The sequence below is a fragment of the Mycobacterium sp. IS-2888 genome (genome assembly GCF_001954215.1).
Taxonomy (GTDB): Bacteria; Actinomycetota; Actinomycetes; order Mycobacteriales; family Mycobacteriaceae; genus Mycobacterium.
This window is the reverse complement of record NZ_MBET01000073.1, coordinates 19160-44769: the sequence shown is the minus strand read 5'-3', so window position 1 is coordinate 44769 and position 25610 is coordinate 19160. Positions and strand designations below refer to the sequence as shown.

Annotated in this window: 22 protein-coding genes and 1 pseudogene; 12 read left to right on the top strand and 11 right to left on the bottom strand. The window is 68.8% G+C overall.

Annotated elements, in window-relative coordinates:
* The 3 genes from A5745_RS15355 to A5745_RS15345 form a co-directional block, all read left to right on the top strand.
* Window positions 1-803 (top strand): hypothetical protein (locus A5745_RS15355; protein ID WP_217695285.1); only part of this gene is annotated, 803 nt, incomplete at its 5' end.
* A gap of 72 nt (window positions 804-875) precedes the next feature.
* Complete coding sequence (locus A5745_RS15350) at window positions 876-4208, top strand: DUF2126 domain-containing protein (RefSeq protein ID WP_076117068.1); 3333 nt, start codon at window positions 876-878, stop codon at window positions 4206-4208.
* A complete protein-coding gene (locus tag A5745_RS15345; protein ID WP_076117058.1) occupies window positions 4208-6841 on the top strand; it encodes a circularly permuted type 2 ATP-grasp protein in 2634 nt (877 codons plus the stop codon). The genes A5745_RS15350 and A5745_RS15345 overlap by 1 nt, the downstream gene beginning before the upstream one ends.
* Here the strand turns inward: A5745_RS15345 and A5745_RS15340 are convergent.
* Window positions 6838-7904: pseudogene (locus A5745_RS15340) on the bottom strand (putative zinc-binding metallopeptidase). The gene A5745_RS15345 and the pseudogene A5745_RS15340 sit on opposite strands and share 4 nt — an antisense overlap.
* Entirely contained in the window at window positions 7897-8838 is a 942-nt protein-coding gene (locus tag A5745_RS15335) for a transglutaminase family protein (protein ID WP_076117056.1), read from the bottom strand. The pseudogene A5745_RS15340 and the gene A5745_RS15335 overlap by 8 nt, the downstream one beginning before the upstream one ends.
* Window positions 8839-8907: 69 nt before the next feature.
* Between A5745_RS15335 and A5745_RS15330 the strand changes: the two genes are divergently transcribed.
* A complete protein-coding gene (locus A5745_RS15330; RefSeq protein WP_076117055.1) occupies window positions 8908-9297 on the top strand; it encodes an MmcQ/YjbR family DNA-binding protein in 390 nt (129 codons plus the stop codon).
* 7 nt (window positions 9298-9304) lie between these two features.
* Here the strand turns inward: A5745_RS15330 and A5745_RS15325 are convergent, their stop codons facing one another.
* A complete protein-coding gene (locus A5745_RS15325; protein ID WP_076117053.1) occupies window positions 9305-10369 on the bottom strand; it encodes an aromatic acid exporter family protein in 1065 nt (354 codons plus the stop codon).
* A gap of 42 nt (window positions 10370-10411) precedes the next feature.
* Entirely contained in the window at window positions 10412-10846 is a 435-nt protein-coding gene (locus A5745_RS15320) for a nitroreductase family deazaflavin-dependent oxidoreductase (RefSeq protein ID WP_076117051.1), read from the bottom strand.
* A 126-nt stretch (window positions 10847-10972) separates the two neighbouring features.
* Between A5745_RS15320 and A5745_RS15315 the strand changes: the two genes are divergently transcribed.
* On the top strand, window positions 10973-11296 hold the full coding sequence (locus A5745_RS15315) for a hypothetical protein (RefSeq protein ID WP_076117049.1): 324 nt from the start codon (window positions 10973-10975) through the stop codon (window positions 11294-11296).
* 47 nt (window positions 11297-11343) lie between these two features.
* On the opposite strand, the gene aspS is transcribed toward A5745_RS15315, so the two are convergent.
* The gene (aspS, locus tag A5745_RS15310; RefSeq protein WP_139329634.1) at window positions 11344-13116 is read right to left on the bottom strand and encodes an aspartate--tRNA ligase; all 1773 of its coding nucleotides are present in this window, start codon (window positions 13114-13116) and stop codon (window positions 11344-11346) included.
* Between the two features lie 56 nt (window positions 13117-13172).
* On the opposite strand from aspS, the gene A5745_RS15305 reads away from it, so the two are divergent.
* Genes A5745_RS15305 through A5745_RS15295 form a run of 3 tightly spaced genes read left to right on the top strand, consistent with a single transcriptional unit; the run spans window position 13173 to window position 15459 of the window.
* Window positions 13173-14060, top strand: coding sequence for an oxidoreductase (locus A5745_RS15305; RefSeq protein ID WP_217695286.1), 888 nt, complete (start codon window positions 13173-13175; stop codon window positions 14058-14060).
* A 10-nt stretch (window positions 14061-14070) separates the two neighbouring features.
* Window positions 14071-14568, top strand: a complete 498-nt coding sequence (locus tag A5745_RS15300; RefSeq protein ID WP_076117045.1) for an SRPBCC family protein — start codon at window positions 14071-14073, stop codon at window positions 14566-14568.
* 9 nt (window positions 14569-14577) lie between these two features.
* Window positions 14578-15459: a neutral zinc metallopeptidase gene (locus A5745_RS15295; RefSeq protein WP_076117043.1), complete on the top strand. Its 882-nt coding sequence runs from the start codon at window positions 14578-14580 to the stop codon at window positions 15457-15459.
* Between the two features lie 28 nt (window positions 15460-15487).
* On the opposite strand, the gene A5745_RS15290 is transcribed toward A5745_RS15295, so the two are convergent.
* Window positions 15488-15931, bottom strand: coding sequence for a hypothetical protein (locus A5745_RS15290; RefSeq protein ID WP_076117041.1), 444 nt, complete (start codon window positions 15929-15931; stop codon window positions 15488-15490).
* A 63-nt stretch (window positions 15932-15994) separates the two neighbouring features.
* On the opposite strand from A5745_RS15290, the gene A5745_RS15285 reads away from it, so the two are divergent.
* Together A5745_RS15285 and A5745_RS15280 are read left to right on the top strand one after the other, a co-directional pair.
* Complete coding sequence (locus A5745_RS15285) at window positions 15995-16840, top strand: patatin-like phospholipase family protein (RefSeq protein WP_076117039.1); 846 nt, start codon at window positions 15995-15997, stop codon at window positions 16838-16840.
* Between the two features lie 27 nt (window positions 16841-16867).
* Window positions 16868-18454 (top strand): metallophosphoesterase family protein, encoded by a 1587-nt coding sequence (locus A5745_RS15280; protein WP_076117037.1) that lies wholly within the window; start codon window positions 16868-16870, stop codon window positions 18452-18454.
* Here the strand turns inward: A5745_RS15280 and A5745_RS15275 are convergent.
* The 5 genes from A5745_RS15275 to A5745_RS15255 all read right to left on the bottom strand — a co-directional run bounded on the left by A5745_RS15275 (window position 18451) and on the right by A5745_RS15255 (window position 22703).
* On the bottom strand, window positions 18451-19476 hold the full coding sequence (locus A5745_RS15275; RefSeq protein ID WP_076117035.1) for an Rv2578c family radical SAM protein: 1026 nt from the start codon (window positions 19474-19476) through the stop codon (window positions 18451-18453). The genes A5745_RS15280 and A5745_RS15275 overlap by 4 nt on opposite strands.
* A gap of 47 nt (window positions 19477-19523) precedes the next feature.
* A complete protein-coding gene (locus A5745_RS15270) occupies window positions 19524-20303 on the bottom strand; it encodes a DivIVA domain-containing protein (RefSeq protein WP_076117064.1) in 780 nt (259 codons plus the stop codon).
* Between the two features lie 182 nt (window positions 20304-20485).
* Complete coding sequence (locus A5745_RS15265; RefSeq protein WP_076117032.1) at window positions 20486-20782, bottom strand: hypothetical protein; 297 nt, start codon at window positions 20780-20782, stop codon at window positions 20486-20488.
* Window positions 20782-22044, bottom strand: coding sequence for a histidine--tRNA ligase (hisS, locus tag A5745_RS15260; protein WP_076117030.1), 1263 nt, complete (start codon window positions 22042-22044; stop codon window positions 20782-20784). Before hisS ends, A5745_RS15265 begins: the two co-directional genes overlap by 1 nt.
* The gene (locus A5745_RS15255) at window positions 22041-22703 is read right to left on the bottom strand and encodes an MBL fold metallo-hydrolase (protein ID WP_076064604.1); all 663 of its coding nucleotides are present in this window, start codon (window positions 22701-22703) and stop codon (window positions 22041-22043) included. Before A5745_RS15255 ends, hisS begins: the two co-directional genes overlap by 4 nt.
* A 106-nt stretch (window positions 22704-22809) precedes the next feature.
* Here A5745_RS15255 and A5745_RS15250 point away from each other — a divergent pair, with 106 nt between their 5' ends.
* Entirely contained in the window at window positions 22810-23703 is an 894-nt protein-coding gene (locus tag A5745_RS15250) for a peptidylprolyl isomerase (protein WP_076064605.1), read from the top strand.
* Window positions 23704-23840: 137 nt separating this feature from the next.
* Entirely contained in the window at window positions 23841-25583 is a 1743-nt protein-coding gene (locus tag A5745_RS15245; RefSeq protein ID WP_083662942.1) for a protein kinase, read from the top strand.
* Window positions 25584-25610 lie beyond the last annotated feature (27 nt).

Sequence of the window (25610 nt, the reverse complement as noted above, 5' to 3'; positions counted from 1 at the left end):
GCTACCCACCACCGCAACCCGGTTACGGTGGGGCCCCGGGTGGCCCGGCATCGCCGCAGTTCAATGTCGGCGAGGCGGTGACCTGGGCGTGGAACAAGTTCTCCCAGAACGCCGTAGCGCTCATCGTGCCCGTGGTGGTGTACGTGGTGGCGTTGGTGATCTTCGGTCTGGTTGCGGGACTCCTGCCCGTGGTCTTCGGCCAGAGCACGAGCAGCACCTACACCGACCCCTACGGCAACACCGCCAGCAACGTCGCCGTCACCTACAGCGCCGCGTCGTACGTCGTCCTGTTCATCGGTTACGTGCTGCTCTTCTTGACGGCGATCTACATGACCGCGGCGCTGGCGTCCGGCTGCCTGGACATCGCCGACGGAAAGCCCGTGACCGTCGGAACATTCTTCAAGGTGCGCAACCTCGGTGCCGTGGTGCTCACCTCGATATTGCTCGCGATCGGCGTCATGATCGGGTCGCTCCTGTGCATCATCCCCGGCCTCATCTTCGGCTTCCTCGCGATGTTCGCCATCCCGTTCGCCATCGACCGATCGCTGTCGCCGATCGACTCCATCAAGGCCAGCATCGCGACCACCAGGTCCAACATCGGCGGCGCGCTGCTGTCGTGGCTCGTGCAATACGCGGTGGTGTTGGTCGGTGAATTGCTTTGCGGGATAGGCCTTATCGTCGCCTTCCCGATCGCCCAGCTCATCCAGATCTACACCTACCGCAAGCTGTCGGGTGGTCAGGTCGTTCCGGCGACCCAGCCGGGTTACCAGACGGGCCCGCCGCCGGGATCACAGCCCGCATAGCCGACGCGTCGGTTTTCGCTGCGCAGCACGCTGCGCTGCGTGGTTGCGGCCCTTGTGGTGCAATCAGCGGTGATGAGTATCAAAGTCGCGCTGGAGCACCGCACCAGCTACTCCTTTGATCGCCTGGTGCAGGTGTATCCGCACGTGGTGCGATTGCGCCCGGCGCCGCACTCCCGCACGCCCATCGAGGCCTACTCGCTGCGCGTCGAGCCGGCCGAGCACTTCATCAACTGGCAACAGGACGTGGTGGGCAACTTCCTTGCCCGGCTTGTGTTTCCGGATCCCATGCGACAGCTGACCATCACCGTCGGGCTGATCGCCGACCTCAAGGTGATCAACCCGTTCGACTTCTTCATCGAGGATTGGGCCGAGACGTGGCCGCCCGGCGGGTTGACCTACCCCAAGCCGCTGGCCGAGGACCTCGAACCGTATCTGCGGCCCGTCGACGAGGGCGACCCGGAGGCTGGTGGGGCCTCCGGTCCCGGCGAGCTCGTGCAGGCGTGGGTGCGCAACTTCTCGGTCCCGGACGGCACCCGCACCATCGACTTCCTGGTGGCGCTGAACCGCGCGATCAACGCCGACGTCGGCTACAGCCTGCGCATGGAACCGGGTGTGCAGACACCGGATTTGACGCTGCGCACCGGCATCGGCTCGTGCCGCGACTCGGCGTGGCTGCTGGTGTCGATCCTGCGCCAGTTCGGGTTGGCCGCCCGCTTCGTGTCCGGCTATCTGGTGCAGCTGGCGTCCGACGTCGAGGCGCTCGACGGACCGTCGGGCCCCGCGGCCGACTTCACCGATCTGCACGCGTGGGCCGAGGTCTACATCCCCGGCGCGGGCTGGATCGGGCTGGATCCGACGTCGGGCCTGTTCGCCGGCGAGGGCCACATCCCGTTGGCCGCGACCCCGCATCCCGCGACCGCGGCACCCATCAGCGGCGGCACCGAGATCTGCACCACGGTGCTGGAGTTCTCCAACACCGTCACCCGGGTGCACGAAGACCCGCGCGTCACGCTGCCCTACATCGATCAGGCGTGGCAGACGATCTGCGACGTGGGCCGCCGCGTCGATGAGCGGCTGGCCGCCGCGGACGTCCGGCTGACCGTCGGCGGCGAGCCGACGTTCGTGTCGGTGGACAACCAAACCGACGAGGAGTGGACGACGGCCGCCGACGGCCCGCACAAGCGCCAGCGGGCCTCCGATCTGGCCGCGCGGCTGAAGGCGGCGTGGGCACCGACGGGGCTGATCCAGCGCGGGCAGGGCAGATGGTATCCGGGAGAACCGTTGCCGCGCTGGCAGATTGCGCTGTACTGGCGCACCGACGGCCGACCGCTGTGGACCGACGACACGCTGCTCGCCGACCCCTGGGCCGGCGAGCCGAAGGGTCCGGCCGCGGACAACGAGGCGGCCTACAAGCTGCTCGCCGGGGTCGCCGAGGGACTGGGGCTGCCGCCGTCGCAGGTGCGGCCGGCTTACGAGGATCCACTGGCGTGGCTGGCGGCCAAAGTCCGCCTGCCCGACGGCGACCCGGTGCAAGCAGGCGAAGACCTCACAGCCGACAGCGCCGCCGCCCGGGCCGCGCTGCTGGCGCGCCTGGACGAATCCACCACGTCCCCGGCGGCGTTCGTGCTGCCGCTGCACCGCCGCGACGACGGCTCGGGCTGGGCCAGCGCCGACTGGCGGCTGCGCCGCGGCCGCATCGTGCTGCTGGAGGGCGATTCGCCGGCGGGCCTGCGGCTGCCGCTGGATTCGATCAGCTGGCAACCGCCGCGCGCGACGTTCGACGCCGACCCCCTGTCCGCGGGCGAGTCCGCGGAGGAGTCGACGGCCACGGTGGTGGACGACGACGCCGCGCCGCCGACGGCGATGGTCGGCGAGGTCCGCGACGGGCTGCTGTACATCTTCGTGCCGCCGACCGAGGCACTGGATCACTTCGTCGACCTCATCGCGAGGGTCGAGGCCGCGGCCGCGCAGGCCCGCTGCCCGGTAGTGATCGAGGGCTACGGCCCGCCGCCGGATCCACGGCTGGCCTCGACGACGATCACGCCCGACCCGGGCGTGATCGAGGTCAACGTCGCGCCCACCGCCAGCTTCGCCGAACAGCATCGGCAGCTGGAAACCCTGTACGAGCAGGCCCGGCTCGCCCGGCTGTCCACCGAGTCGTTCGACGTCGACGGCAGCCACGGCGGCACCGGTGGGGGCAACCACATCACGCTGGGCGGCGTCACGCCGGCGGACTCGCCGCTGCTGCGCCGCCCCGACCTGCTCGTCTCGCTGCTGACCTACTGGCAGCGACACCCTGCGCTGTCCTATCTGTTCGCCGGGCGGTTCGTCGGCACCACGTCGCAGGCGCCGCGCGTGGACGAGGGCCGCGACGAGGCGCTCTACGAACTCGAGATCGCGTTCGCCGAAATCTCCCGGCTGGCCGGACCTTTCGGGCGCAACGCGCCGCGGCCGTGGGTGACCGACCGGGCGCTGCGCCACCTGCTCACCGACATCACCGGCAACACCCACCGCGCCGAGTTCTGCATCGACAAGCTCTACAGCCCCGACAGTCCGCGCGGTCGGCTGGGCCTGCTGGAGCTGCGTGGCTTCGAGATGCCGCCGCATCTGCGCATGGCGATGGTGCAGTCGCTGCTGGTGCGCTCGCTGGTCGCGTGGTTCTGGGACGAGCCGCTGCGCGCCCCGCTGATACGCCACGGCGCCAACCTGCACGGGCGATACCTGTTGCCGCACTTCCTGATTCACGACATCGCCGACGTCGCCGCCGACCTGCGCGCGCACGGCATCGCGTTCGAGACCAGTTGGCTCGACCCGTTCACCGAATTCCGCTTCCCGCGCATCGGCACCGCCGTCTTCGACGGCGTGGAGATCGAGCTGCGCGGGGCCATCGAGCCGTGGAACACCCTCGGCGAGGAGGCCACCGCGACGGGCACAGCCCGCTACGTCGACTCGTCGGTCGAACGCATTCAGGTCCGCATCATCGGCGCCGACCGCGACCGTTATGTGGTGACGTGCAACGGTTATCCGCTGCCGTTGCTGGCGACCGACAACCCCGGCATCCACGTGGGCGGGGTGCGGTTCAAGGCGTGGCAGCCGCCCAGCGCCCTGCACCCGACGCTCACCACCGACGTGCCGCTGCAGTTCGAGCTGGTCGACCTCGCCACCGGGACGTCGCGCGGCGGGTGCACCTACCACGTCGCGCATCCCGGTGGCCGCGCCTACGACGAGCCGCCCGTCAACGCCGTCGAGGCCGAGTCGCGGCGCGCCCGCCGCTTCGAGGCCACCGGCTTCACCCCGGGCAAGCTCGACCTGTCCGCCATCCGGGAGAAGCAGGCCCGAATATTCACCGACATCGGCGCGCCGGGCATCCTTGACCTGCGGCGCGTGCGTACCGTTCAGCAGTAATGGCATCCCCGGATTCCCTTGCGGTTCCTGCGGACCGCTACGACGCCGACCGGCTGCTGGCCGGGTATCAGACCGCGCGGGCGCAGGAAGCGCTGTTCGATCTGCGGCACGGTCCGGGGATCGGTTACGACGAATTCGTCGACAACGACGGCAACGTGCGCCCGGCCTGGGCCGAGTTGGCCGATACCGTCGCCGAGTGCGGGCGGGCCGGGCTAAACCAGCTGCGGTCGCTGGTGCACAGCCTGATCGACAACGACGGCATTACCTACACCGAGGTCGATTCCGGCCGCGACGGCCACGGCGTGGAGCCCAGACCCTGGAGCCTGGACACGCTGCCCATCGTGATCTCCGCGGCCGACTGGGAGGTGCTGGAGGCCGGGCTCGTGCAGCGCTCGCGCCTGCTGGATGCCGTGCTCGCGGATCTCTACGGGCCCCGCAGCCTGCTCACCGACGAGGTGATTCCGCCGGAGCTGGTGTTCGCCCATCCCGGCTACGTGCGCAGCGCCACCGGAATCGAAGTGCCCGGGCACCACCAGCTTTTCATGCACGCCTGCGATGTCAGCCGGCTGGCCGAGGGCAGCTTTCAGGTCAACGCCGACTGGACGCAGGCCCCGTCGGGCGCCGGCTACGCGCTGGCCGACCGGCGCGTCATCGCGCACGCCATTCCCGACCTCTACGAGCGGATCGCGCCGCGACCGACCACCCCGTTCGCGCAGGCGCTGCGGCTGGCGCTGATCGATGCGGCGCCCGACGTCGCCCAGGACCCCGTGGTGGTGGTGCTGTCGCCCGGCATCTACTCGGAAACGGCTTTTGATCAGGCGTATCTGGCGACGCTGCTGGGCTTTCCGCTGGTGGAAAGCGCCGATTTGGTGGTGCGCGACGGCAAGCTGTGGATGCGCTCGCTGGGCACGCTCAAACAGGTCGACGTGGTGCTTCGCCGCGTCGACGCCGTCTACGCCGACCCGCTGGACCTGCGCGCGGACTCGCGGCTGGGCGTCGTCGGTTTGGTGGAGGCCCAGCACCGCGGCACGGTGACCGTGGTCAACACCCTGGGCAGCGGCATCCTGGAAAGCCCTGGGCTACTGCGCTTTCTGCCTGACCTGGCCGAGCGGCTGCTCGGCGAACCCCCGCTGCTGGGGACCGCACCGCTGTACTGGGGCGGCATCGCGAGCGAACGCTCGCACCTGCTGGCCAATCTCTCGTCGCTGCTGATCAAGTCCACGGTCGGCGGGAAAACCCTTGTCGGGCCGACACTTTCGTCGACCCAGCTCACCGAGTTGGCGGCCAGGATCGAGGACATGCCCTGGCACTGGGTCGGCCAGGAGCTGCCGCAGTTCTCGTCGGCGCCGACCGATCATTCCGGCGAGTTGTCGTCGGCCGGTATCGGCATGCGGTTGTTCACCGTCGCCCAGCGCAGCGGCTACGCGCCGATGGTCGGCGGCGTCGGCTATGTACTGGCACCCGGGCCCGCCGCGTACACGCTGAAAACCGTTGCGGCAAAAGATGTCTGGGTGCGCCCAACCGAGCGGGCCCGCGCCGAGGCCATCACGCTGCCCTTGGTCGAGCCACCGGTGAAGACCGCCGCCGGTACCTGGGCGGTCAGCTCGCCGCGTGTGCTGTCCGACCTGTTCTGGATGGGACGCTACGGCGAGCGGGCGGAGAACATGGCCCGGTTGCTGATCGTCGCCCGCGACCGCTTCCACGTCTACCGGCTCCAGCAGGACACCGAGGAAAGCCTGTGTGTCCCAGTGCTGATGGCCGCGCTGGGCCGCATCACCGGGACCGACACCGGGGCCGACCACGACCACGCGGAGGTGATCGCCATCGCCCCCTCGACGCTGTGGTCCTTGACGGTGGACCCTGACCGGCCGGGGTCGCTGGTCCAGTCGGTGGAGGGGCTCGCGCTGGCCGCCAGGGCGGTGCGCGACCAGCTGTCCAACGACACGTGGATGGTGCTGGCCGGCGTGGAGCGCGCGCTGGCCCACCGGGCCGATCCGCCGCAGTCGCTCGCCCGGGCCGACGGCCTGCTCGCCTCGGCGCATTCGCAGACGCTGGCCGGGATGCTGACGCTGGCGGGGATCGCCGGCGAGTCGATGGTGCGCGACGTGGGTTGGACGATGATGGACATCGGCAAACGCATCGAACGGGGCCTCTGGCTGACCGCGTTGCTGGGTGCCACGATGACCACCGTGCGCGGCGCCGCCGCCGAGCAGGCCGTCATCGAGGCCACGCTGGTGGCGTGCGAGTCGTCGGTGATCTACCGGCGCCGCACGGTCGGCAAGGTCAGTGTCGCCGCGATGACCGAGCTGATGCTGTTCGACGCGCAAAACCCGCGATCGCTGCTGTATCAGGTGGAGCGGCTGCGGGCCGACCTCAAGGACTTGCCCGGCTCGTCGGGATCGTCGCGACCGGAGCGGCTGGTCGACGAGATCGGGACGCGGCTGCGCCGGTCGCATCCCGACGAGCTGGACGAGGTCACCGACGGCCGCCGCGCGCAGCTGGCGGATCTGCTCGCTGCCATCCAAGCCGAGTTGCGCGATCTGGCCGAGGCGATCACCGAAACACAGCTGGCACTGCCGGTCGCCATGCGGCCGCTGTGGGGCGGCGACGAACGCCGCGTGATGCCCGCCTAGCCGGCAGCTAAGCGCTGACGGCCGTGGGCCCCTTCGAATCCGAGGTCACCTGGTCGATGACCGTGTGGATGAACCGCATCTTCTCCAGGACGGCCGCGGGCAGCACGAAGGGATACAGGTCGTCGTGGCCCATCGAACGGTTCACCATGTTCAGCGACCACGACAACGGCAGCCACATCTCGATGATGTTGGGAAATGCGCTGGGGCCCAAGGCCGGCCGGTCGAACGTCGCCGATGCCGGCGCCAGGCCGCACCACGCGCAGGTGTCCAGCGTGTCGCGGATGTGCAGGTAGTGGGCGAAGGTCTCGGCCCAATCCTCGGCGGGGTGCATGGTCGCATACGACGACACGAAGCTCTCCTGCCAACCCTGCGGCGCGCCCTCGCTGTAATGCCGATCCAGCGCCTCCTGATAGTCGGCGTCCGGGTCGCCGAACAGCTCGTTGAACCGCGTCACGTAATCGCTGGACGGGGTGATCAGCCGGTAGAAGTAGTAATGCCCGACCTCGTGCCGGAAGTGGCCGAGCAGGGTCCGGTACGGCTCTTCCATCTCGACCCGCAGCTGTTCGCGATGGACGTCGTCGCCCTCGGCCAAATCCAGCGTGATGACGCCGTTGTCGTGGCCGGTCATCACCTTTTCGTGCGCGCTGGACAGCAGGCGAAAGCCCAAGCCGTAGTCGGGATCCCGGTCGCGCCCGACGATCGGCAACTTCAACTCGGACAGCTCGGCGACCAGCCGCCGCTTGGCCGCCTCGGCCCGGGCGAACGCGGCCAGCCCGTCGGCGTCGTTGTCGTTGGGCCGTTCCAGCGTCAGCGCGCACGATGCGCACAGTCCGCCGGGGTCGTTCACGGAAACCAACCAATTGCATTCGGCGAGATGGCGATTGGCGCACAGTTCGTACTCGCTGGCGCAGACGAAGCCGGGCTTGTCGCCTTCCTCACCGGTGGTGATCACCAGCAGGGCCATGTTCTCGAGCGAAAACCCCAGCGCGCTGCCACACGCCAGGCAGGTGGAGTTCTCGAACGTCAGACGCTGGCCGCAGTTGGGGCAGTGGAAGTCACGCATCCAGCACATCACCCTCGAACGGCACCACGTCCACGGCGACGTCGATCACGCTGTTCTCCGCATCCGTGTAGATGATGCCCCGCAGCGGCGGCACGTCCGCGTAGTCGCGGCCGCGCCCGACGACGATGTAGCGCTGGTCGACCATCTGGTCGTTGGTGGGATCGAGGCCCAGCCACTCGTACTGGCCGGGCTGCCGCGGCGTCCATACCGAGGCCCAGGCATGGGTGGCGTCGATACCGATCATTCGGTCCTTTCCCGGCGGCGGGTCGGTGGCCAGATAACCGGACACGTAGCACGCCGCCAGACCATTGGCTCGCAGACAGGCGATCGCCAGCCTCGCGAAGTCTTGGCATACCCCCTCCCGGGCCGCCAGAACCTCGTCGACCCCGGTGGAAATCGTCGTAGAGCCCGATCGGTAGGTGAAGTCGGTGAAGATCCGGGACGCGAGGTCGCGCAACACCTCGACCAGCGGGCGCCCGGGCGCGAAGCTGGGGGCCGCGTATTCGCGCACGGCGTCGGTGATCTCGGGCGGGTCGAGGTCCAGAGTGAACTCGGTCGCCAGCGCCCCGCGGGGTCCGGCCGGCCGGGCTTCCTCCCAGGGCGCCACGGCCGGCCCGCTGGTGTAGGTCTCGGCGGCCAGCGGATACACGTCGACGATGGAGTCGCTGGTGATCGTGAGGGTGCGATGCGGCTCGGTGACGTGGAAAAAGGAGCTGATGTTGCCGTAGGCATCGAGGCTGGTGGAGATGTCGGCGGGGGCCGGCTCGATATCCAGCCGGTGCGCGATGCAGCGCTGCCGCAGTGAATCCCGCGGGGTGAGAAAACCGCGGCCGTAGGAGCTGGTCACGGTGTCGGAGTAGCGGTACTCGGTGCGATGGGTGACGCGATGGCGGCGGGTGACCGCGGCCTGCACCTGAGACGCTTCCGAAGACAACCCGCCACCTCCTAGCAATCGATTGCCAATACGGCACCATCCGCACCATATCCGGCGCACAATCGTGGTGTGGCCACGTGGGACGACGTCGCCCGCATCGTTGGCGAGCTACCGCTGACCTCCGAGCAGTCACCGCACGACTGGCGGGTCGGCAAGAAATTGCTGGCGTGGGAGCGTCCGCTGCGCCCCTCGGACCGCGAGGCGCTGGCGGCAAGCGGCGTGGAGCCACCCGAGGGCGACATTCTCGGCGTCCGGGTGTCCGACGAGGGCGTCAAGTTCGCGTTGATCGCCGACGAGCCGGCCATCTACTTCACCACCCCGCACTTCGACGGGTATCCGGCGGTGCTGGTCAGACTGGCCGAGATCGAGGCCCGCGGCCTCGAGGAGCTGATCACCGAGGCCTGGCTGACCCAGGCGCCCAAGAAACTTGTCGAGGAGTTCCTGACCGGCTCCTTCTGAGCCCGGGTCATAGCGCCCGCAGGTCGATGACCCGTTGCACGTCGTCCACGCAGGCCTGGACGACGTCGGCGAGCACCACGTCGGTTCGCTCGCGGGCGCCGGCGTGCAGCGTCGACGCATGGCGGCGCGGGGGGGCCACGTAGGCGCATGCTCCCGCGGGATCGGAATCGGCGAGCGCCGTGGCCGCCGCGAGGTCGACCAGCACGTCCGGCACCGGGGGCGCAAGATCGCAGCCGGCGTCGTCGGGGGGCGCGACGGCCCGCGCCAGCTGCAGCACGGAACCGGCGAGCAGGGCCACGTGCACGGCCTGGTGCTCGGCGGCCTGCACGGCTCCGCGCATCCCCCATCGCCGCGGGGCGATCCGCACCACGTGGCGGGCGGTGGTGCGCGCGCCGATGAGGCCACCCAGCTGCCCGTGCACCCTGTCGACGGCCGACAGCGGCCAGTCGGGCGCCGGCACCCTGCGGCCCGACGCGATGTCCGCGGTGCGGGCCAGCACCGCGCGCAGGGTGCCGAGCACTCCGATGCGCGCGCTGCGCAGCACCTCCAGCGGGTCGGCGGGGAACAGGACGACGGCGAAGACGATGGCCAGGCAGCCGCCGATCAGCGCGTCGAAGATGCGCTCGAAACCAACCCCGCCGCGGTACAACGCCAGCACCAGGATCGACGACACGACGGTCTGGTTGGCGAACATCATGCCCTGGCCGATGTAGCCCTGACCTATGAACACCGCGACCAGGAGCGCGATCAGCGCGGCGACCGCGATGGGGACCGCCCCGGGCCCCAGAAGGCCCTGCACGGCGGTGCCCACCCCGATTCCCAGCGTGACGCCGATCATCATCTGGATGGCGCGTTGGGCGCGCAGCACGTTGCTGATCGACAACGACACGGCCGCGGCGATCGGCGCGAAGAAGGGCTGGGGATGCGCGAGCACATCGTGGGCGAGATACCAGGCCAGGCCCGCGGCCACCGACGTCTGCAGGAGCGTGAACCACAGGTCACGGACCCGTTTGAAACCCGCGACGACGGCGGATTTGGCCCCCGACGGCCGCGTCAACAGCGAAGCGCTCATCACGCTTACTTACCCCACCGCGCGCGGGGTCGCTCGGCGGGGCTAGGTCGTTTGCAATTCGAAGAGCGGGATCACCCGGGTGGTCTTGGACTGATACTCCGCGAAGCCCGGCGCCGCGGCCGCGACCTTTTCGAAGAGCTCGTCGCGCTCCGCGGTCGGCAGCTCGCGGGCCGTCACGTCGAACGTGTCGGTGCCGATCTCGACATGGGCCGCCGGGTTGGCGCGCAGGTTGTGCACCCACGCTGGACTGACCGGGGCGCCGGCGAAGGAGCCGATGATGATCAGCTTGCCGTCGATGCGGAAGTACGCCAGCGGTGAAGTCCGCTTCTTGCCGGACTTGGCGCCCGTCGTGGTGAGCAGCAACAGGTTGGCACCGGCGAATTGGCCGCCGACCTTGCCGCCGTTGGCGCGGAACTCGTCGACGATGCCGTTGTTGAATGCGTTGATCGTGTCGGTATCAGGGATCCCTTGGGTCATGCCTGGTCAACCTTTTCGGGTTCGGCGTCTATTCCGGACAGAAAGTGTCCATTTTTGTGCTCCTGGTTGCCCCTAGTCGATGAACGCAGCCCAAAAACGGGCGGCGACAACCTAAGGGAGATCACCATGAAGAACACCTCAACCAGCCGCAAACACAGTCGCTTTCGGTACGCCGCGACGCTCTTCGGCGCGCTGGCCATTGTCGCGTTGGCCCCCGCCACCGCGTATGCCGAGCCCAACGGGCCCACCGGCCCGAGCGGCGGATGCCACTACACCGACCCGGACGGCTACGACATCCCGATCGACGAGGGCCAGGGCGTCATCGTCGGCGGCAAGCTCGTCACCTGCACCAACGGCAAAACGGTCGTCACCGATGCGCCGGCACGCACGCACCCCCACCCGCCGGTGGCACCGCCGAATCACGCGCCGGTACAGACCCGGAAAGTGTAAGCGGGGCAACCACACTGAAGCTCGCCCCGGGCGTTACGCGCCCGGGGTCAGCTGGGTTCCGGCTTGGCGTCTATTCCGGACTCCTTGCGCTGCTGGGCCGTGATCGGCGCCGGCGCGTCGGTCAGCGGGTCGACGCCGCCGCCGGTCTTCGGGAACGCGATCACCTCGCGGATGGAGTCGACGCCGGACAGCAGCGCGTTGATCCGGTCCCAGCCGAAGGCGATGCCGCCGTGCGGCGGCGCGCCAAACATGAACGCCTCCAACAGGAATCCGAACTTCTCCTCCGCCTCGGCCTTGTCGAGGCCCATCACCGCGAACACGCGTTCCTGGACGTCGCGGCGGTGGATACGGATCGAGCCACCGCCGATCTCGTTGCCGTTGCAGACGATGTCGTACGCGTCGGCCAGCACACCGCCGGGGTCCTTGTCGACCGCGTCCTCGTGCTCGGGCTTGGGCGAGGTGAACGCGTGGTGCACCGCGGTCCACGCTCCGGAGCCGACCGCCACGTCGCCGGCGGCGGTCGCCTCTTCGGCGGGCTCGAACAGCGGCGGGTCGACCACCCAGACGAACGCCCACGCGTTCTCCTCGATCATGTCGAGCCGGCGCGCGATCTCGCCGCGGGCGGCGCCCAACAGCGCCCGCGACGACTTCGCCGGGCCCGCCGAGAAGAAGACGCAGTCCCCCGGCTTGGCGCCGACATGCGCGGCCAGGCCGTCGCGTTCGCGCTCGCTGAGGTTCTTGGCCACCGGGCCGCCCAGCGTGCCGTCGTCTCCGACCAGCACGTAGGCCAGTCCGCGGTGGCCGCGCTGTTTGGCCCACTCCTGCCAGCCGTCCAGCGTGCGGCGCGGCTGCGAGGCCCCGCCGGGCATCACCACCGCGCCGACATACGGCGCCTGGAAGACCCGAAATGTGGTGTCTTTGAAGAACTCTGTGCACTCGACGAGCTCCAGCCCGAACCGCATGTCGGGTTTGTCGGAGCCGAACCGTCGCATGGCGTCGGCGTAGCTGATCCGCGGGATCGGGGTCGGCAGCCGGTAGCCGATCAGCTCCCACAGCGCGGCCAGGATCTCCTCGGAGATCGCGATCACGTCTTCGGCGTCGACGAAGCTCATCTCCATATCGAGCTGGGTGAACTCTGGCTGGCGGTCGGCGCGGAAATCCTCGTCGCGGTAGCAGCGGGCGATCTGGTAGTAGCGCTCCATCCCGGCGACCATCAGCAGCTGCTTGAACAGCTGCGGGCTTTGGGGCAGGGCGTAGAACGAACCCGGGTGCAGGCGGGCCGGCACCAGGAAGTCGCGCGCGCCCTCCGGCGTCGAGCGGGTGATGGTCGGGGTCTCGATCTCGACGAAGTCGTGGCGATCCAGCACCGCGCGGGCGGCGGCATTCACCTTGGAGCGCAACCGAATTGCCCCGGCCGGGCCGTCGCGGCGCAGGTCGAGGTAGCGGTACTTCAACCGCAGCTCCTCGCCGGCGGGCTCGTCGAGCTGGAACGGCAACGGGGCACTTTCGCCGAGCACGGTCAGCGAGGTGACGTTGACCTCGATCTCGCCGGTGGCGATCTCGGTGTTGGCGTTGCCTTCCGGGCGGATCTCCACGACGCCGTCGACCGCGATGCAGAACTCGGCGCGCAGCCGGTGCGCCTGGGCCAGCACGTCGGGGGCGCGGAAGACGACCTGTGCCACGCCGGAGGCGTCGCGCAGATCGATGAAGATGACACCGCCGTGGTCGCGGCGGCGCGCCACCCAGCCGGCCAACGTCACCTGCTGTCCGGCGTCGCTAGCCCGTAGCGAACCAGCGGCGTGGCTGCGCAGCACAAACACTCCCTTTCAGCAGGCTTTGGACGAGTGACCAGTCTAGAGCAGGTATTTTCGGTCCTATCGCCACCACCATCGCCCTCGTCGGTCCCGGCGCCGTCGGCACGACGGTCGCCGGGCTGCTCTACAAGGCCGGGCATTCGGTCCTGGTCTGCGGCCACACTCCCCGCGACAGCATCGAGCTGCGGCCCGACGGCGAAGAGCCGATCGTGGTGCCCGGCCCGGTGCTCACCGATCCCGCGGAGATCACGGGCACGGTCGACCTGGTGGTGCTGGCGGTCAAGGCCACCCAGAACGACGAGGCGGCCGGCTGGCTGGCCCGGTTGTGCGACGAGCACACCATCGTCGCCGTGCTGCAAAACGGTGTCGAGCAGGTCGAACAGGTCAAGCCGCACTGCCCGTCCTCCCCCGTGATCCCGGGCATCGTGTGGTATTCGGCCGAGACTCAGGCCGGCGGCTGGGTGCGATTACGCACCGAAGCCCGGTTGGTGCTGCCCTCCGGACCCGCGGCGGAGAGCGTCGCCGAGCTGCTGCGCGGCGCCGGCTGCCACGTCGAGTGCGATCCGGACTTCCTCACGGGGGCCTGGCGCAAGCTGCTGACCAACGCGCTGGCGGGGTTCATGGTGCTCTCACGGCGGCGATCCGGCATGTTCCGCCGCGACGACGTCGCCGCGTTGTCGCGGCGCTATGTCGCCGAATGCCTGGCCGTCGCGCGGGCCGAAGGGGCCCGGCTGCCGGACGGCGTGGTCGACGAGTTGGTCGACATGTTCCGTCACGTTCCCGAAGACATGAGCACCTCGATGCTGGCCGACGCGGAAAACGGCCGGCGGCTGGAGTGGCAGATCCGCAACGGGGTGATCATCCGCAAGGCCCGCGCCCACAACCTGGCGACGCCGATCAGCGACATCCTGGTGCCGCTGCTGGCCGCCGCCAGCGACGGTCCGGGCTAGGTTAGAGGCCATGTACGCCTGCGAGCGCGTCGACCTCGGCTTCATCGAGAACGCGCCATTCCGATTCCGCAACAGTGTCGAGCTCGCCATCACACCCGAGCAGCTGTTCGAGGTGCTCGCCGACGCCGAATCCTGGCCGCGCTGGGCCCCGGTGATCACCAAGGTGACCTGGACCAGTCCCGAGCCGCGCGGCGTGGGCACCACCCGCATCGTCGAGATGCGCGGCGGCATCGTCGGCGACGAGGAGTTCATTGCGTGGGAACCGTTTCGCCGCATGGCATTTCGGTTCAACGAGTGCTCGACGCGCTCGGTGGCCGCGTTCGCCGAAGACTACGTCGTGGAAGTCATTCCCGGTGGCTGCCGGCTGACCTGGACCATGGCGCAGCAGCCGGCCGGCCCGGCGCGGCTGGCGATGTTGTTCGCCGGGCCCCTGCTGAACCTGGGCCTGCGCCGGTTTCTGCGTAATCTGCGTAGCTATACCGATGCGCGCGCGGCCCAGCAGCATTAGGAGGGTGCGATGACCTTCAACGAGGGTATGCAGATCGACACCAGCACCGCGGAGTCGTCCGGCGGTATGGGCGGCATGGGCATGGCCGTCGGGGGCGGCGGCGTCGGGCTCCTGATCCTGCTCGCGGCGTTGTTCTTCGGCGTCGACCCCGGCCGCGTGATGAACTCCCAGCAGATGAACACGGGCGGCTACTCGGCGCCCGGGTTTGACCTGGGCCAGTGCAAGACCGGCGCCGACGCCAACAAGTACGTGCAGTGCCGCGTGATCGCCACCGGCAATTCGGTGGACGCGGTCTGGCATCAGCTGATGCCGGGCTACACCCGCCCGCGCGTACGGCTCTTCACCGGCCAGGTGGAGACCGGCTGCGGCGCGGCCACCACCGCGGTCGGGCCGTTCTATTGCCCGGTGGATCAGACCGCGTACTTCGACACCGACTTCTTCCAGGAGCTGGTCGACAAATTCGGTTCCAGCGGTGGACCATTCGCGCAGGAGTACGTGGTCGCCCACGAATACGGCCATCACGTGCAGCAGCTGCAGGGCGTCCTGGGCCGTTCGCAGCAGGGCGCGCAGGGCGCCGGCGGCAACGGCGTGCGCACCGAGTTACAGGCGGACTGCTACGCCGGCATCTGGGCGCACTACGCGTCGACGGTCAAGCAGGAAAGCACCGGCGTGCCGTACCTGCAGCCGTTGAGCGACAAGGACATTGCCGACGCGCTGTCGGCCGCGGCGTCGGTGGGCGATGACCGCATCCAGCGGGAGACGACCGGGCGCGTCAACCCGGAGTCGTGGACGCACGGGTCCGCCGCGCAACGGCAGAAGTGGTTCACCATCGGGTATCAGACCGGTGACCCGCACCAGTGCGACACCTTCGCCGCCACGAACCTCGGCTAGGCGGCAAGCAGGCCCTTGAGTTCGGCGCTTACCCGGGCGGCCGGGCCGCGCAGGTGACGGTGGTGGTCGCGTCCTGCTGCGCGACCACCTGGCCGTCCACAGCGATCTCGCAGTGGAATGAGGCCGGACCGTTGCCCGAATCCGGCCAATGCAGCATGCCGCTGGCGCTGATGCTCGCCCACTGCGTCGGGTTCGCCATGGTGACGGTGTAGGTGACCGGCGTTCCACCGCTGAGCGGAGCCTGCACGCTGGTCATGAACTTCGACGGGTCCGCATCGTAGGCGGCCTGGCTGGGCGGATCGGCGTTCACGTAGTTGACGGTGGCGGTCAGATTGTTGGGGCTCGACACGGTGTACGTCACCTGATGGCCGGCCGGATCCGCATAGGAGGTCGCGGGCGTGACAGCCACTGCTGCAGCTGCCGCAAACGTTGCCGCGGCGACCACGCTGGTCACATTTCGCACGTTGGTCATATCGAAAACGCTACCGGATCCGTTACCCCGGGAATTTGACCCGAAAGTCCCTACGATGCAGCTGTGCCCACCGCATTCGTGTTGTCCGGCGGCGCCAGCCTCGGAGCGATCCATGTCGGGATGCTGCTCGCCCTGGCCGACGAAGGGGAATCGCCCGACCTGATCGTCGGCACGTCCGTCGGCGCGGTCAACGGCGGGTGGATCGCGTCGCGGCCCGACGCCGCCGGGATTCGCGGCCTCGCCGACCTGTGGGTGTCGCTGTCGCGACGCGACATCTTCCCCACCCATCCGCTTGCCGGGGCGCTGGGCATGCTTGGTCGCCGGTCGCACCTGGTACCCAACACCGGATTGCGGCGCCTGCTCGCCGAGAAATTGGAGTTCGAACGCCTCGAGGACGCGCCCGTCCCGCTGCATGTGGTGGCCACCGACGTCATCTCCGGCACCGATGTGCGGCTGTCGTCGGGCGACGCCGTCGACGCGATCGCCGCCAGCGCCGCGATCCCGGGCGTCTTCCCGCCGGTGCGCATCGACGGCCGCCACCTGATGGACGGCGGCGTGGTGAACAACACCCCGATCTCGCACGCCGTCAAGCTCGGCGCCGACCGGATCTGGGTGCTGCCGACCGGCTACTCGTGCGACCTGCCCGCGGCACCCAAGACGGCCGTGAACATGGCGTTGCACGCCATGACCCTCGCCGTCAACCACCGCCTGGCCGTCGACGTCGAGCGCTTCGAACGGGACATCGACCTCCGCGTGATCCGGCCGCTGTGCCCGGTCGCCACGTCGGGAGCCGACTTCTCGCACGGGGCAACGCTGATCGAGCGGTCGCACGCGGCCACCCGCGAGTGGCTCGCGGCGCGCCCGCCGGCCGAAGGCCAAGCCGGATTGCTCGAACCGCATCGCCACTAGGTCGCCCGGCTCGGGTATGAAGCAAGCATGAGCGACGACCCGGAGCGGGCCGGCGGGATCAGCCGCCGCCGGCTGCTCACCTTGACCGCGGCCTCCGCGGTGCTGGGCGGCGTCGGGGTCGGCGGGGCCGCGCTGCTGTGGTCGGGCCACGCGCATCCCCGGGGCCCGGCGCTGTGGCACCAGCCGGATCGCGGCGCGGCGCCGCCGGTGGCCGGGCTGCACCTGCAATTCGGCAGGAATGCCGCCACCGAGGTGGTGGTGTCGTGGCACAGCACCGACGCCGTTGGCAATCCACGAGTCATGCTGGGCACCCCGGCGTCCGGATTCGGCCGCACCGTGGCGGCCGAGACTCGCACGTACCGGGACGCCAAGTCCAACACCGAAGTTCGCGTCAACCACGCCCGCCTGACGAACCTTACCCCGGATACCGACTACGTCTACGCCGCGCTGCACGACGGCGCCGAGCCGGAACCCGGAACGGTGCGCACCGCGCCGGTGGGGCGAAAACCGCTGCGCTTCACCAGCTTCGGCGATCAGTCCACACCGACACTGGACAAGCTGCCCAACGGCGGCTACGGCACCGACAACATCGGTTCACCCGCGGCCGGTGACACCACGCTGGCGATCGAACGGCTCGGCCCGCTGTTCAACCTGGTCAACGGCGACCTGTGCTACGCCAACCTGGCACAGGACCGAATTCGCACCTGGTCGAACTGGTTCGAGAACAACACCCGCTCGGCGCGCTATCGGCCGTGGATGCCGGCGGCGGGCAATCACGAGAACGAATTGGGCAACGGCCCAATCGGTTACGGCGCGTATCAAACGTACTTCCAGGTACCCGATTCGGGATCCGGCCCGGAGATGCGCGGCATGTGGTACTCCTTCACCGCCGGCTCGGTGCGGGTGATCAGCCTCAACAACGACGACGTGGCCTTTCAGGACGGCGGCAACTTCTATGTGCACGGCTACTCCGGCGGCGAGCAAAAGCGCTGGCTTGCAGGCGAACTCGCCGCGGCGCGGCGCGACCCCGATGTCGACTGGGTGGTTGTCTGCATGCATCAGACGGCGATCTCCACCGCCGACCGCCGCAACGGCGCCGACCTCGGCATCCGCGAGGAATGGCTGCCGTTGTTCGATCAGTACCAGGTCGATCTGGTGCTGTGCGGCCACGAACATCACTACGAACGGTCACATCCGCTGCGCGGGACGCTGGGCACCGATACCCGGACCCCGAGGCCCGTCGACACCCGTTCCGATCTCATCGACGCGACCCGGGGCACGGTGCACATCGTCATCGGTGGGGGCGGCACCTCCGCGCCGTCCAATGGCCTGTTCTTCGCCCAGCCGCTGTGCCGCGTGTTGACGGGTGTCGGCGCGTTCGATCCGGCGATCGGGCGCAAGCCACCGATCTATGCGATCGAAGATGCGCCGTGGTCGGCGTTTCGCGATCGCGACAACCCTTACGGCTTCGTGGCTTTCGACGTCGATCCGGGGCAACCCGGCGGCAACACCTCGATCAAGGCGACGTATTACGCGCTGCGCGGGTTGTTCGGCGCGGTCACCGTCGTCGACCAGTTCACGCTCACCAAGCCGCGTGGCGACAAGCCGGCCTAAAACAGCGTCTGCTGAACGGGTTCCGGCGCCGCCACCGCGGCAGCCCGTGGGACGGGGCGATGGTGGCCACCGAGCCGATGCTTCGCGATCAGCGGCGCGGCCCGGTCGCGCAACATGTCGCGGTAGCTGGTCGGGAGGTAGGCGCCGCGGCGGTAGAGGTCGCGATAGCGGCCGACCAGCTCGGGATGCGAGCGGGCCAGCCACGACATGAACCAGCCGCGGGTCGAGCCGCGCAGGTGCAGGCCGAAGACCGTGACGCCGGTGGCCCCCGCGGCCGCGATCTGGCCAAGCAGACCGTCGAGGTGCTCGACGGAATCGGTGAGATGCGGCAGCACCGGCGCGACCATCACGTGGCAGTCCAGGCCGGCGTCGCGGATCGCGGTGATGAGGCCCAGACGCGCCTGCGGCGTCGGGGTGCCGGGCTCGACGTCGCGGTGCAGCTCGGGCTCGGCCACCGCCAGCGACACCGCGACCGACACCCCAACGTGTTGGGCCGCATCGGCGATCAGCGGCAGGTCGCGGCGCAACAGCGTGCCCTTGGTCAGGATCGACAGCGGCGTGCCGGAGTCGGCGAGGGCGCCGATGATGCCCGGCATCAGCGCATAGCGGCCCTCGGCGCGCTGGTAGGGATCGGTGTTGGTGCCCAGCGCGACGGCCTCGCGCCGCCACGACGGGCGGCGCAGCTCGCGGCGCAGCACGTCGGCGACGTTGGTCTTGACCACCACCTGGGTGTCGAAGTCGGTGCCGCAGTCGAATTCCAGATATTCATGGGTGGGGCGCGCGAAGCAGTAGCGGCAGGCATGCGAGCAGCCGCGATAGCCGTTGACGGTGTAGCGGAACGGCAGCGCCGAGGCATCCGGCACCTTGTTCAGTGCGGACTTGCACAGCACCTCGTGAAAGGTGATCCCGTCGAATTGCGGCGCGCGCACGCTTCGGACGAAGCCGATCCGCTGCAACCCGGGCAGCGCCCCGTCGTCGACGGGTTGCCCGTTGACCGCGACGGCCTGGGTAGCCCACCGCATCCACCTATTCGAACACTCGTTCGATGCGGCGTCAAGCCGGCTCGCGGCTAGAAGCCCGCGGGCAGGCGACTGATCTTGGGGTCCAGCGACACCACCGTGCTCGTATCCGGGCTCGCCTCCGGCGGATTCTTTCGTTCTTCGTATGCCGCCTCCAGGGTGGCCGGAAACCCTTCCAGGCCGCGGTACACGCCCACCAGTTGCTCGAGGATCTTGATTCGTTGCTGGCTCGCCTCGTCGACCGTCCGCCGGGCCTGCTCACGATACTGATCAGCCCCCTGCTTGGCGTCGGCAAGCAGCTGCTCATGCTCCCGTCGGGCGGTGTTCCACGCGTCCTCGATCGCCGATTGCGCTTCGGCGCGCAACCCGGCCAGTTCGGCGTCTTGCTTCTTTTTGGTTTCCTCGTACTCGGCGTCGAGCGCTTTCCGCTGCGCGGCAATATCCGCCAACAGCTCCTTGTACTTTCGCTGCGCGGCCTCGTTCTTGGCTTCGGCCGAAGCGATCAGCGCCGCTGACTCGGCGCGCGCCTCGGCTTGCATTTCGGAAACCTCTTCGATCGTGCGCCGCAGCAGGGCCGCGATCCGCTGTTGCATCGCGTACGGCGACGGTGAACTTTCGGTCAGGGCGGCGACTTCGTCCCTGAGGACGGTGACATCAATCCGCAGTGCGGCCGCTTCATCGCCGCATTCCTTCAGCTGGGTTCTGAGGCTTTCATTTTCGTCGATCAGCAACTGCTGCTTGCTGATCAGCTTCTCGATATAGGCATCGACCGCGGCCGGATCGTAGCCTCTGAGGATGCGAGCGAATGTCGTTGCGGGTTCGGTTATCACTGCCATTCCCCCTTCTGACTGAAAACGCATGTAGACCCGGGGAGATCGATCCAAAGTCGAGTATTCCACGTTCACGCATCCGCCGGAATAAGCCATTTTCTCCGGCTTTCGGTATTCGTCAGCGCGGTTCAGCCCGGCACCCCGGCGGGATGGTCAACGCCGAAATAGCAAGCGCGGCAAACCTACGTCAGGCCGTCCTCCAGGTAGCGCAGCGAGTATCTGCACTGCGGCTCGGACTCGAGCTCCGACTGCCAGGTGGCCCTCTCCCGGATCGCATCCGTCGCTCCATAAACCCGGCGATTGCAGCCCTGGCAGGTCAGAAGTGTGTACATCGTGTCTCCGCCACGGGGCCATTCCTCGCGGGCCCTGTCGGGCACCTCGATCGCAATGGACTGCTGCTCCGTGTTCTGGATCAGTTGGCCGGCGACGTGTCCCTCGGGGCACATCAGGTCCATGGTGAGTAATCCCTTGCCGGTCATCAGCGCCCCAGGCTCGAAAGTACCTCGGCGACAACCGAATCCACCGGCACCGAGACCTGCTCACCCGAGCCGAGGTCCTTCACCCCGATCGTGCCGGCCTCGAGATCGCGGTCACCGGCGACCAGCGCGAAGCGGGCACCGGAACGGTCCGCCGCGCGCATCGCGCCCTTGAGCCCGCGGTCGCCGTAGGCCATGTCGACGCGGACTCCGGACGCGCGCAGCTGCCCGGCCAGCACCGCCAGCCGCAGCTTGGCCGGCTCGCTCAGCGGCACACCGAACACCTCGCAGCGCGTCGTCTCCCCCACGCTCTTGCCCTCGGCCCGCAACGCCAGCAGGGTCCGGTCCACGCCGAGCCCAAACCCGATGCCGGACAAGTCTTGTCCGCCGAGCTCGCGCATCAGGCCGTCGTAACGGCCGCCGCCGCCGATGCCGGATTGCGCGCCCAGGCCGTCGTGCACGAACTCGAACGTCGTCTTGGTGTAGTAGTCCAGCCCGCGCACCATCCGCGGATTGAGGACATACGGCACGCCCAGCGCGTCCAGGTGCGCCAGCACGCTGTCGAAATGCTGCTTGGCGACATCGGAGAGGTGGTCGAGCAGCACCGGCGCATCGGCCGTCATCGCCCGCACCTCGGGACGTTTGTCGTCGAGCACCCGCAGCGGGTTGATCTCGGCACGGCGACGGGTCTCCTCATCAAGTGAGAGCCCAAACAGGAAGTCCTGCAACAGTTCCCGATATTGCGGGCGGCAGCTGTCGTCGCCCAGCGAGGTGATTTCCAGCCGGAACCAGTCCAGGCCCAGCGAGCGGAACCCGGCGTCGGCGACGGCGATCACCTCGGCGTCCAGCGCCGGATCGTCGACACCGATCGCCTCCACGCCCACCTGCTGCAGCTGGCGATAGCGGCCGGCCTGCGGACGCTCGTAGCGGAAGAACGGGCCGGCGTAACACAGCTTCACCGGCAGCGCGCCGCGGTCCAGGCCGTGTTCGATCACCGCCCGCACCACCGAGGCCGTGCCCTCGGGCCGCAGCGTCACCGAGCGGTTACCGCGGTCGGCGAAGGTGTACATCTCCTTGGACACCACGTCGGTGGATTCGCCGACGCCGCGGGCGAACAGCGCGGTGTCCTCGAAGATGGGTAGCTCGACGTCGCCGTAACCGGCCCTGCGGGCCGCGGCGAGCAACCCGTCGCGCACGGCGACGAATTGCGCCGACTCCGGCGGGATGTAGTCCGGCACTCCCTTGGGGGCGACAAACTCCGTCACGAGCTCAGGCCTTCGAGGAACGGGTTGAAACGTCGTTCGGCGCCGATCGTGGTGGAGGGGCCGTGCCCCGGCAGCACGACGGTCGCGTCGTCGAGCACCAGCAGTTTGTCGACGATCGAGGTCAGCAGGTCGCGGCCGCTACCCCCGAACAGGTCGGTGCGCCCGATCGAGCGCTCGAAGAGCGTGTCTCCCGTGAACACCACATCTTTGTCCGCGGAGACCCGGAACACCACCGAGCCGCGGGTGTGCCCGGGTGTGTGATCGACATTGACAGTCACGCTGCCCAGGTCGATCTTGTCGCCGTCGCGGTCCAGCTCGACCACCTGCTTGGGCTCGCGGAAGAACGCGCCGGCCACTACCTGGGCCAGCCGCGGGCCCAGGCCGTAGATCGGGTCTTTCAGCATGAACCGGTCCTCGGGATGGATGTAGGTCGGGCAGCCGAACGTGTCGGAAACCTTCTGCGCGGACCACATGTGGTCGATGTGGCCGTGGGTGAGTAACACCGCCGCCGGAGTCAGCCGGTTCTCGTCGAGGATGCGCCGCAGCGCGCCCATCGCGCGCTGTCCCGGGTCGACGATGACGCAATCCGTTCCGGGCCGCTCGGCCAGCACGTAGCAGTTGCACTGCAACACGCCGGCGGGAAATCCGGTGATCAACACGGTTCCCAGTTTCCCACGGGGCCCGGTTGACACCGGGCACCGCGCCCACATTAGCCTGAGCAGGCAAGTTGGCCCCGACTGAAGCAACCATGGAGGCATACCGGCCGTGCCGACCAACGAACAGCGACGAGCGAACGCCAAGCGCAAACTCGAACGGCAGCTGGAACGCCGCCAAAAGCAAGCCAAACGGCGCCGGATCGCGCTCATCGCAGGTGGCTCGATCGTCGCGGTGGCGATCGTGGCCGCCGTGGTGATCGCCGTGGTCAACAGCAAAAGCGAGCACAAGAACACCACCGCCGCCACGACCACCCCGGCCGGCAGCTCAGCGCCGGCCACGACGACCGCTCCGCAGACTGGCCAGGTACCGCCGTTGCCGCCGTTCAAGCCTACGGCCACCACCGGCGCCAACTGTCAGTACCCGGCGTCGCCGGACCCGGCCGCCAAGCCGGTCAAGCCGCCGCGCACCGGCAAGATTCCGACCGACCCGGCCCAAGTCAGCGCAAGCATGGCGACCAGCCAGGGCAACCTCGGCTTGATGTTGGCCAACAACGAATCACCTTGCGCGGTCAACAGTTTCGCGAGCCTCATCGGCCAGAAATACTTCGACAACACCAAATGCCACCGGCTGACCACCTCGGCCACGCTGGGCGTCCTGCAATGCGGCGACCCCAAGGGCGACGGCACCGGCGGCCCCGGCTACCAATTCGCCAACGAGTACCCCACCGACCAGTACCCGCCGAACGACCCGAAGCTGCAGGAGCCGGTGGTCTACCCGCGCGGCACGCTGGCCATGGCTAACGCCGGACCGGGCACCAACGGCAGCCAATTCTTCATGGTCTACAAGGATTCTCAGCTACCGCCGCAATACACCGTCTTCGGCACCATCCAGGCCGACGGGCTGGCGACCCTGGACAAGATCGCCAAGGCCGGCGTCTCCGGCGGCGGCGAGGACGGGGCGCCCAACAGCGAAGTCACCATCAAGTCGCTGCTGCTGGACTAAACCCTCAAGCGGCGCAACATTAATCGCGCTTTGTTCGCGCGATTCCCACGACCGGGCGGTCGAAAGTTTATGGTCGTTGCGTGGGGAAGGAATCATTCGGCCATTACCAGTTGCTGGATGTCTTGGGTCGCGGCGGGATGGGACAAGTCTTCCGCGCCTACGACTCCAGCACCGACCGGGTAGTCGCCCTCAAGGTGCTGCCGACGCATCTCGCCCAAGACGCCGAGTTCCAGGAACGCTTCCGGCGCGAGGCACGCATCGCGGCAAGCCTCAACGACCCACACGTGGTGCCCATCCACAATTACGGCGAGATCGACGGTCGGCTGTACGTCGACATGCGGCTGATCGAGGGCCGCGACCTGGCGCAGTACATCACCGAGAACGGCGGGCGGCTCAGCCCGCAGCGCGCGGTCGCGGTGATCGAACAGGTTGCGGCGGCGCTGGACAGCGCCCACCAGGTGGGGTTGGTCCATCGCGATATCAAGCCGACGAACATCTTGCTCACCAACGCGCGAGATTTCGTCTACCTGATCGACTTCGGGATCGCGCGCACGGCCGCCGACACCGCGCTCACCCACACCGGGCACACGATGGGCACCGTGGCGTACATGGCGCCCGAGCGTTTCCGCGGCAGCACTGACCACCGGGCCGACGTGTATTCGTTGGCCTGCGTCCTGCACGAGTCCTTGACCGGAATCCGTCCGTTCCCCGGCGACAGCCTCGAAGAGCAGCTCAATGGGCACCTGAACACCGCGCCGCCGCGAGCCTCCATCACCGCCCCCGACGTGCCGGCGGCCCTGGATGCGGTGGTCGCCCGGGGAATGGCGAAGGACGTCGACGAGCGGTACCAGAGCGCGATCGAGCTGGCGGAGGACGCCAAGGCCGCGCTGGTCGGCACGGGCATCATGGCCGCGCCCGGTCCGGCGCCGTCGTCGCGAACACCGTTGCCGCCGCCACCCGCGCCGTCCGCTCCCGCGCCGTCCGCTGCGGGGCCGCCCGCTCCGACAGGCGAGGTCGACCCGCGGCTGGCGTATCACCCGCCGACGCACTCAAGACGTCTGGTCTTGGGCATCGTCGGGGCGTCGGTGCTGGCGCTGGCGGCGGTGACGGCCCTAGTCATCGCGCTGGTGACGCACAGCGACGCCCCCGCGAAAAACAGCGCGGCGTCCACGGCGCCCGCCGGGGGCAGGCCAACGAACCGCGCCCGGACCCCCAAACCCTCGGAGTCGGCCGCCCCGAGCGTGCCGCCGCTGCCGGCGTTCGCTCCGCCAGCCGACCTTGGCGCCAACTGTCAGTACCCCGCCGCTCCGGATCCGGCGAGCAAGCCTGTCACCCCGCCCCCATCCGGCAGGGTGTCCACCGAGCCCGCGGAGATCCCCGCCACCATCTCCACTAATTTCGGCAACATCGGCATCCGGCTCGCCAACAACAAGTCGCCGTGCGCGGTGAACAGCTTCACCAGCCTGGTGCGGCAACAATTCTTCGACAACACCGAATGCGGCCGGCTGACCAACATGGCCGACGGGGGCCTGTTGCTGTGCGGCGGCCCCGACAACGAGGGCACCGGTGGTCCCGGCTACGAATTCGCCGACGAATACCCCGCCAATCAGTACCAGGCCGGCGATCCCGCGCTGAGGGCGACGGTGGTGTACCCGCGTGGCACCATCACGATGGCCAACAACGGGCCCAACACCAACGGCAGCCAGTTCAACCTGGTGTTCAAAGACACCGAGACGGAGCCGACCTCGACGGTGCTGGGCACAATCGACGAGGCGGGCCTGGAGACCATCGACAAGATCGTCAAGGGCGGCATCGCCGGCAATCGGGACCAGGGCATGCCCGCCAGCACGGTCACCATCACCTCGGTGCGGGTGGGCTGAGCCCGTCCGAGGCGCGTTGCCCTAGGC

What these genes read in the sequence shown, in the direction of transcription:
- A5745_RS15350 (WP_076117068.1), top strand. Translation starts at nt 876, where the DNA reads ATGAGTATCAAAGTCGCGCTGGAGCACCGCACCAGCTACTCCTTTGAT.
- A5745_RS15345 (WP_076117058.1), top strand. Translation starts at nt 4,208, where the DNA reads ATGGCATCCCCGGATTCCCTTGCGGTTCCTGCGGACCGCTACGACGCC.
- A5745_RS15325 (WP_076117053.1), bottom strand. Translation starts at nt 10,369, where the DNA reads ATGAGCGCTTCGCTGTTGACGCGGCCGTCGGGGGCCAAATCCGCCGTC.
- A5745_RS15320 (WP_076117051.1), bottom strand. Translation starts at nt 10,846, where the DNA reads ATGACCCAAGGGATCCCTGATACCGACACGATCAACGCATTCAACAAC.
- A5745_RS15315 (WP_076117049.1), top strand. Translation starts at nt 10,973, where the DNA reads ATGAAGAACACCTCAACCAGCCGCAAACACAGTCGCTTTCGGTACGCC.
- A5745_RS15300 (WP_076117045.1), top strand. Translation starts at nt 14,071, where the DNA reads ATGTACGCCTGCGAGCGCGTCGACCTCGGCTTCATCGAGAACGCGCCA.
- A5745_RS15295 (WP_076117043.1), top strand. Translation starts at nt 14,578, where the DNA reads ATGACCTTCAACGAGGGTATGCAGATCGACACCAGCACCGCGGAGTCG.
- A5745_RS15290 (WP_076117041.1), bottom strand. Translation starts at nt 15,931, where the DNA reads ATGACCAACGTGCGAAATGTGACCAGCGTGGTCGCCGCGGCAACGTTT.
- A5745_RS15280 (WP_076117037.1), top strand. Translation starts at nt 16,868, where the DNA reads ATGAGCGACGACCCGGAGCGGGCCGGCGGGATCAGCCGCCGCCGGCTG.
- A5745_RS15275 (WP_076117035.1), bottom strand. Translation starts at nt 19,476, where the DNA reads ATGCGGTGGGCTACCCAGGCCGTCGCGGTCAACGGGCAACCCGTCGAC.
- A5745_RS15265 (WP_076117032.1), bottom strand. Translation starts at nt 20,782, where the DNA reads ATGACCGGCAAGGGATTACTCACCATGGACCTGATGTGCCCCGAGGGA.
- A5745_RS15245 (WP_083662942.1), top strand. Translation starts at nt 23,841, where the DNA reads ATGGGACAAGTCTTCCGCGCCTACGACTCCAGCACCGACCGGGTAGTC.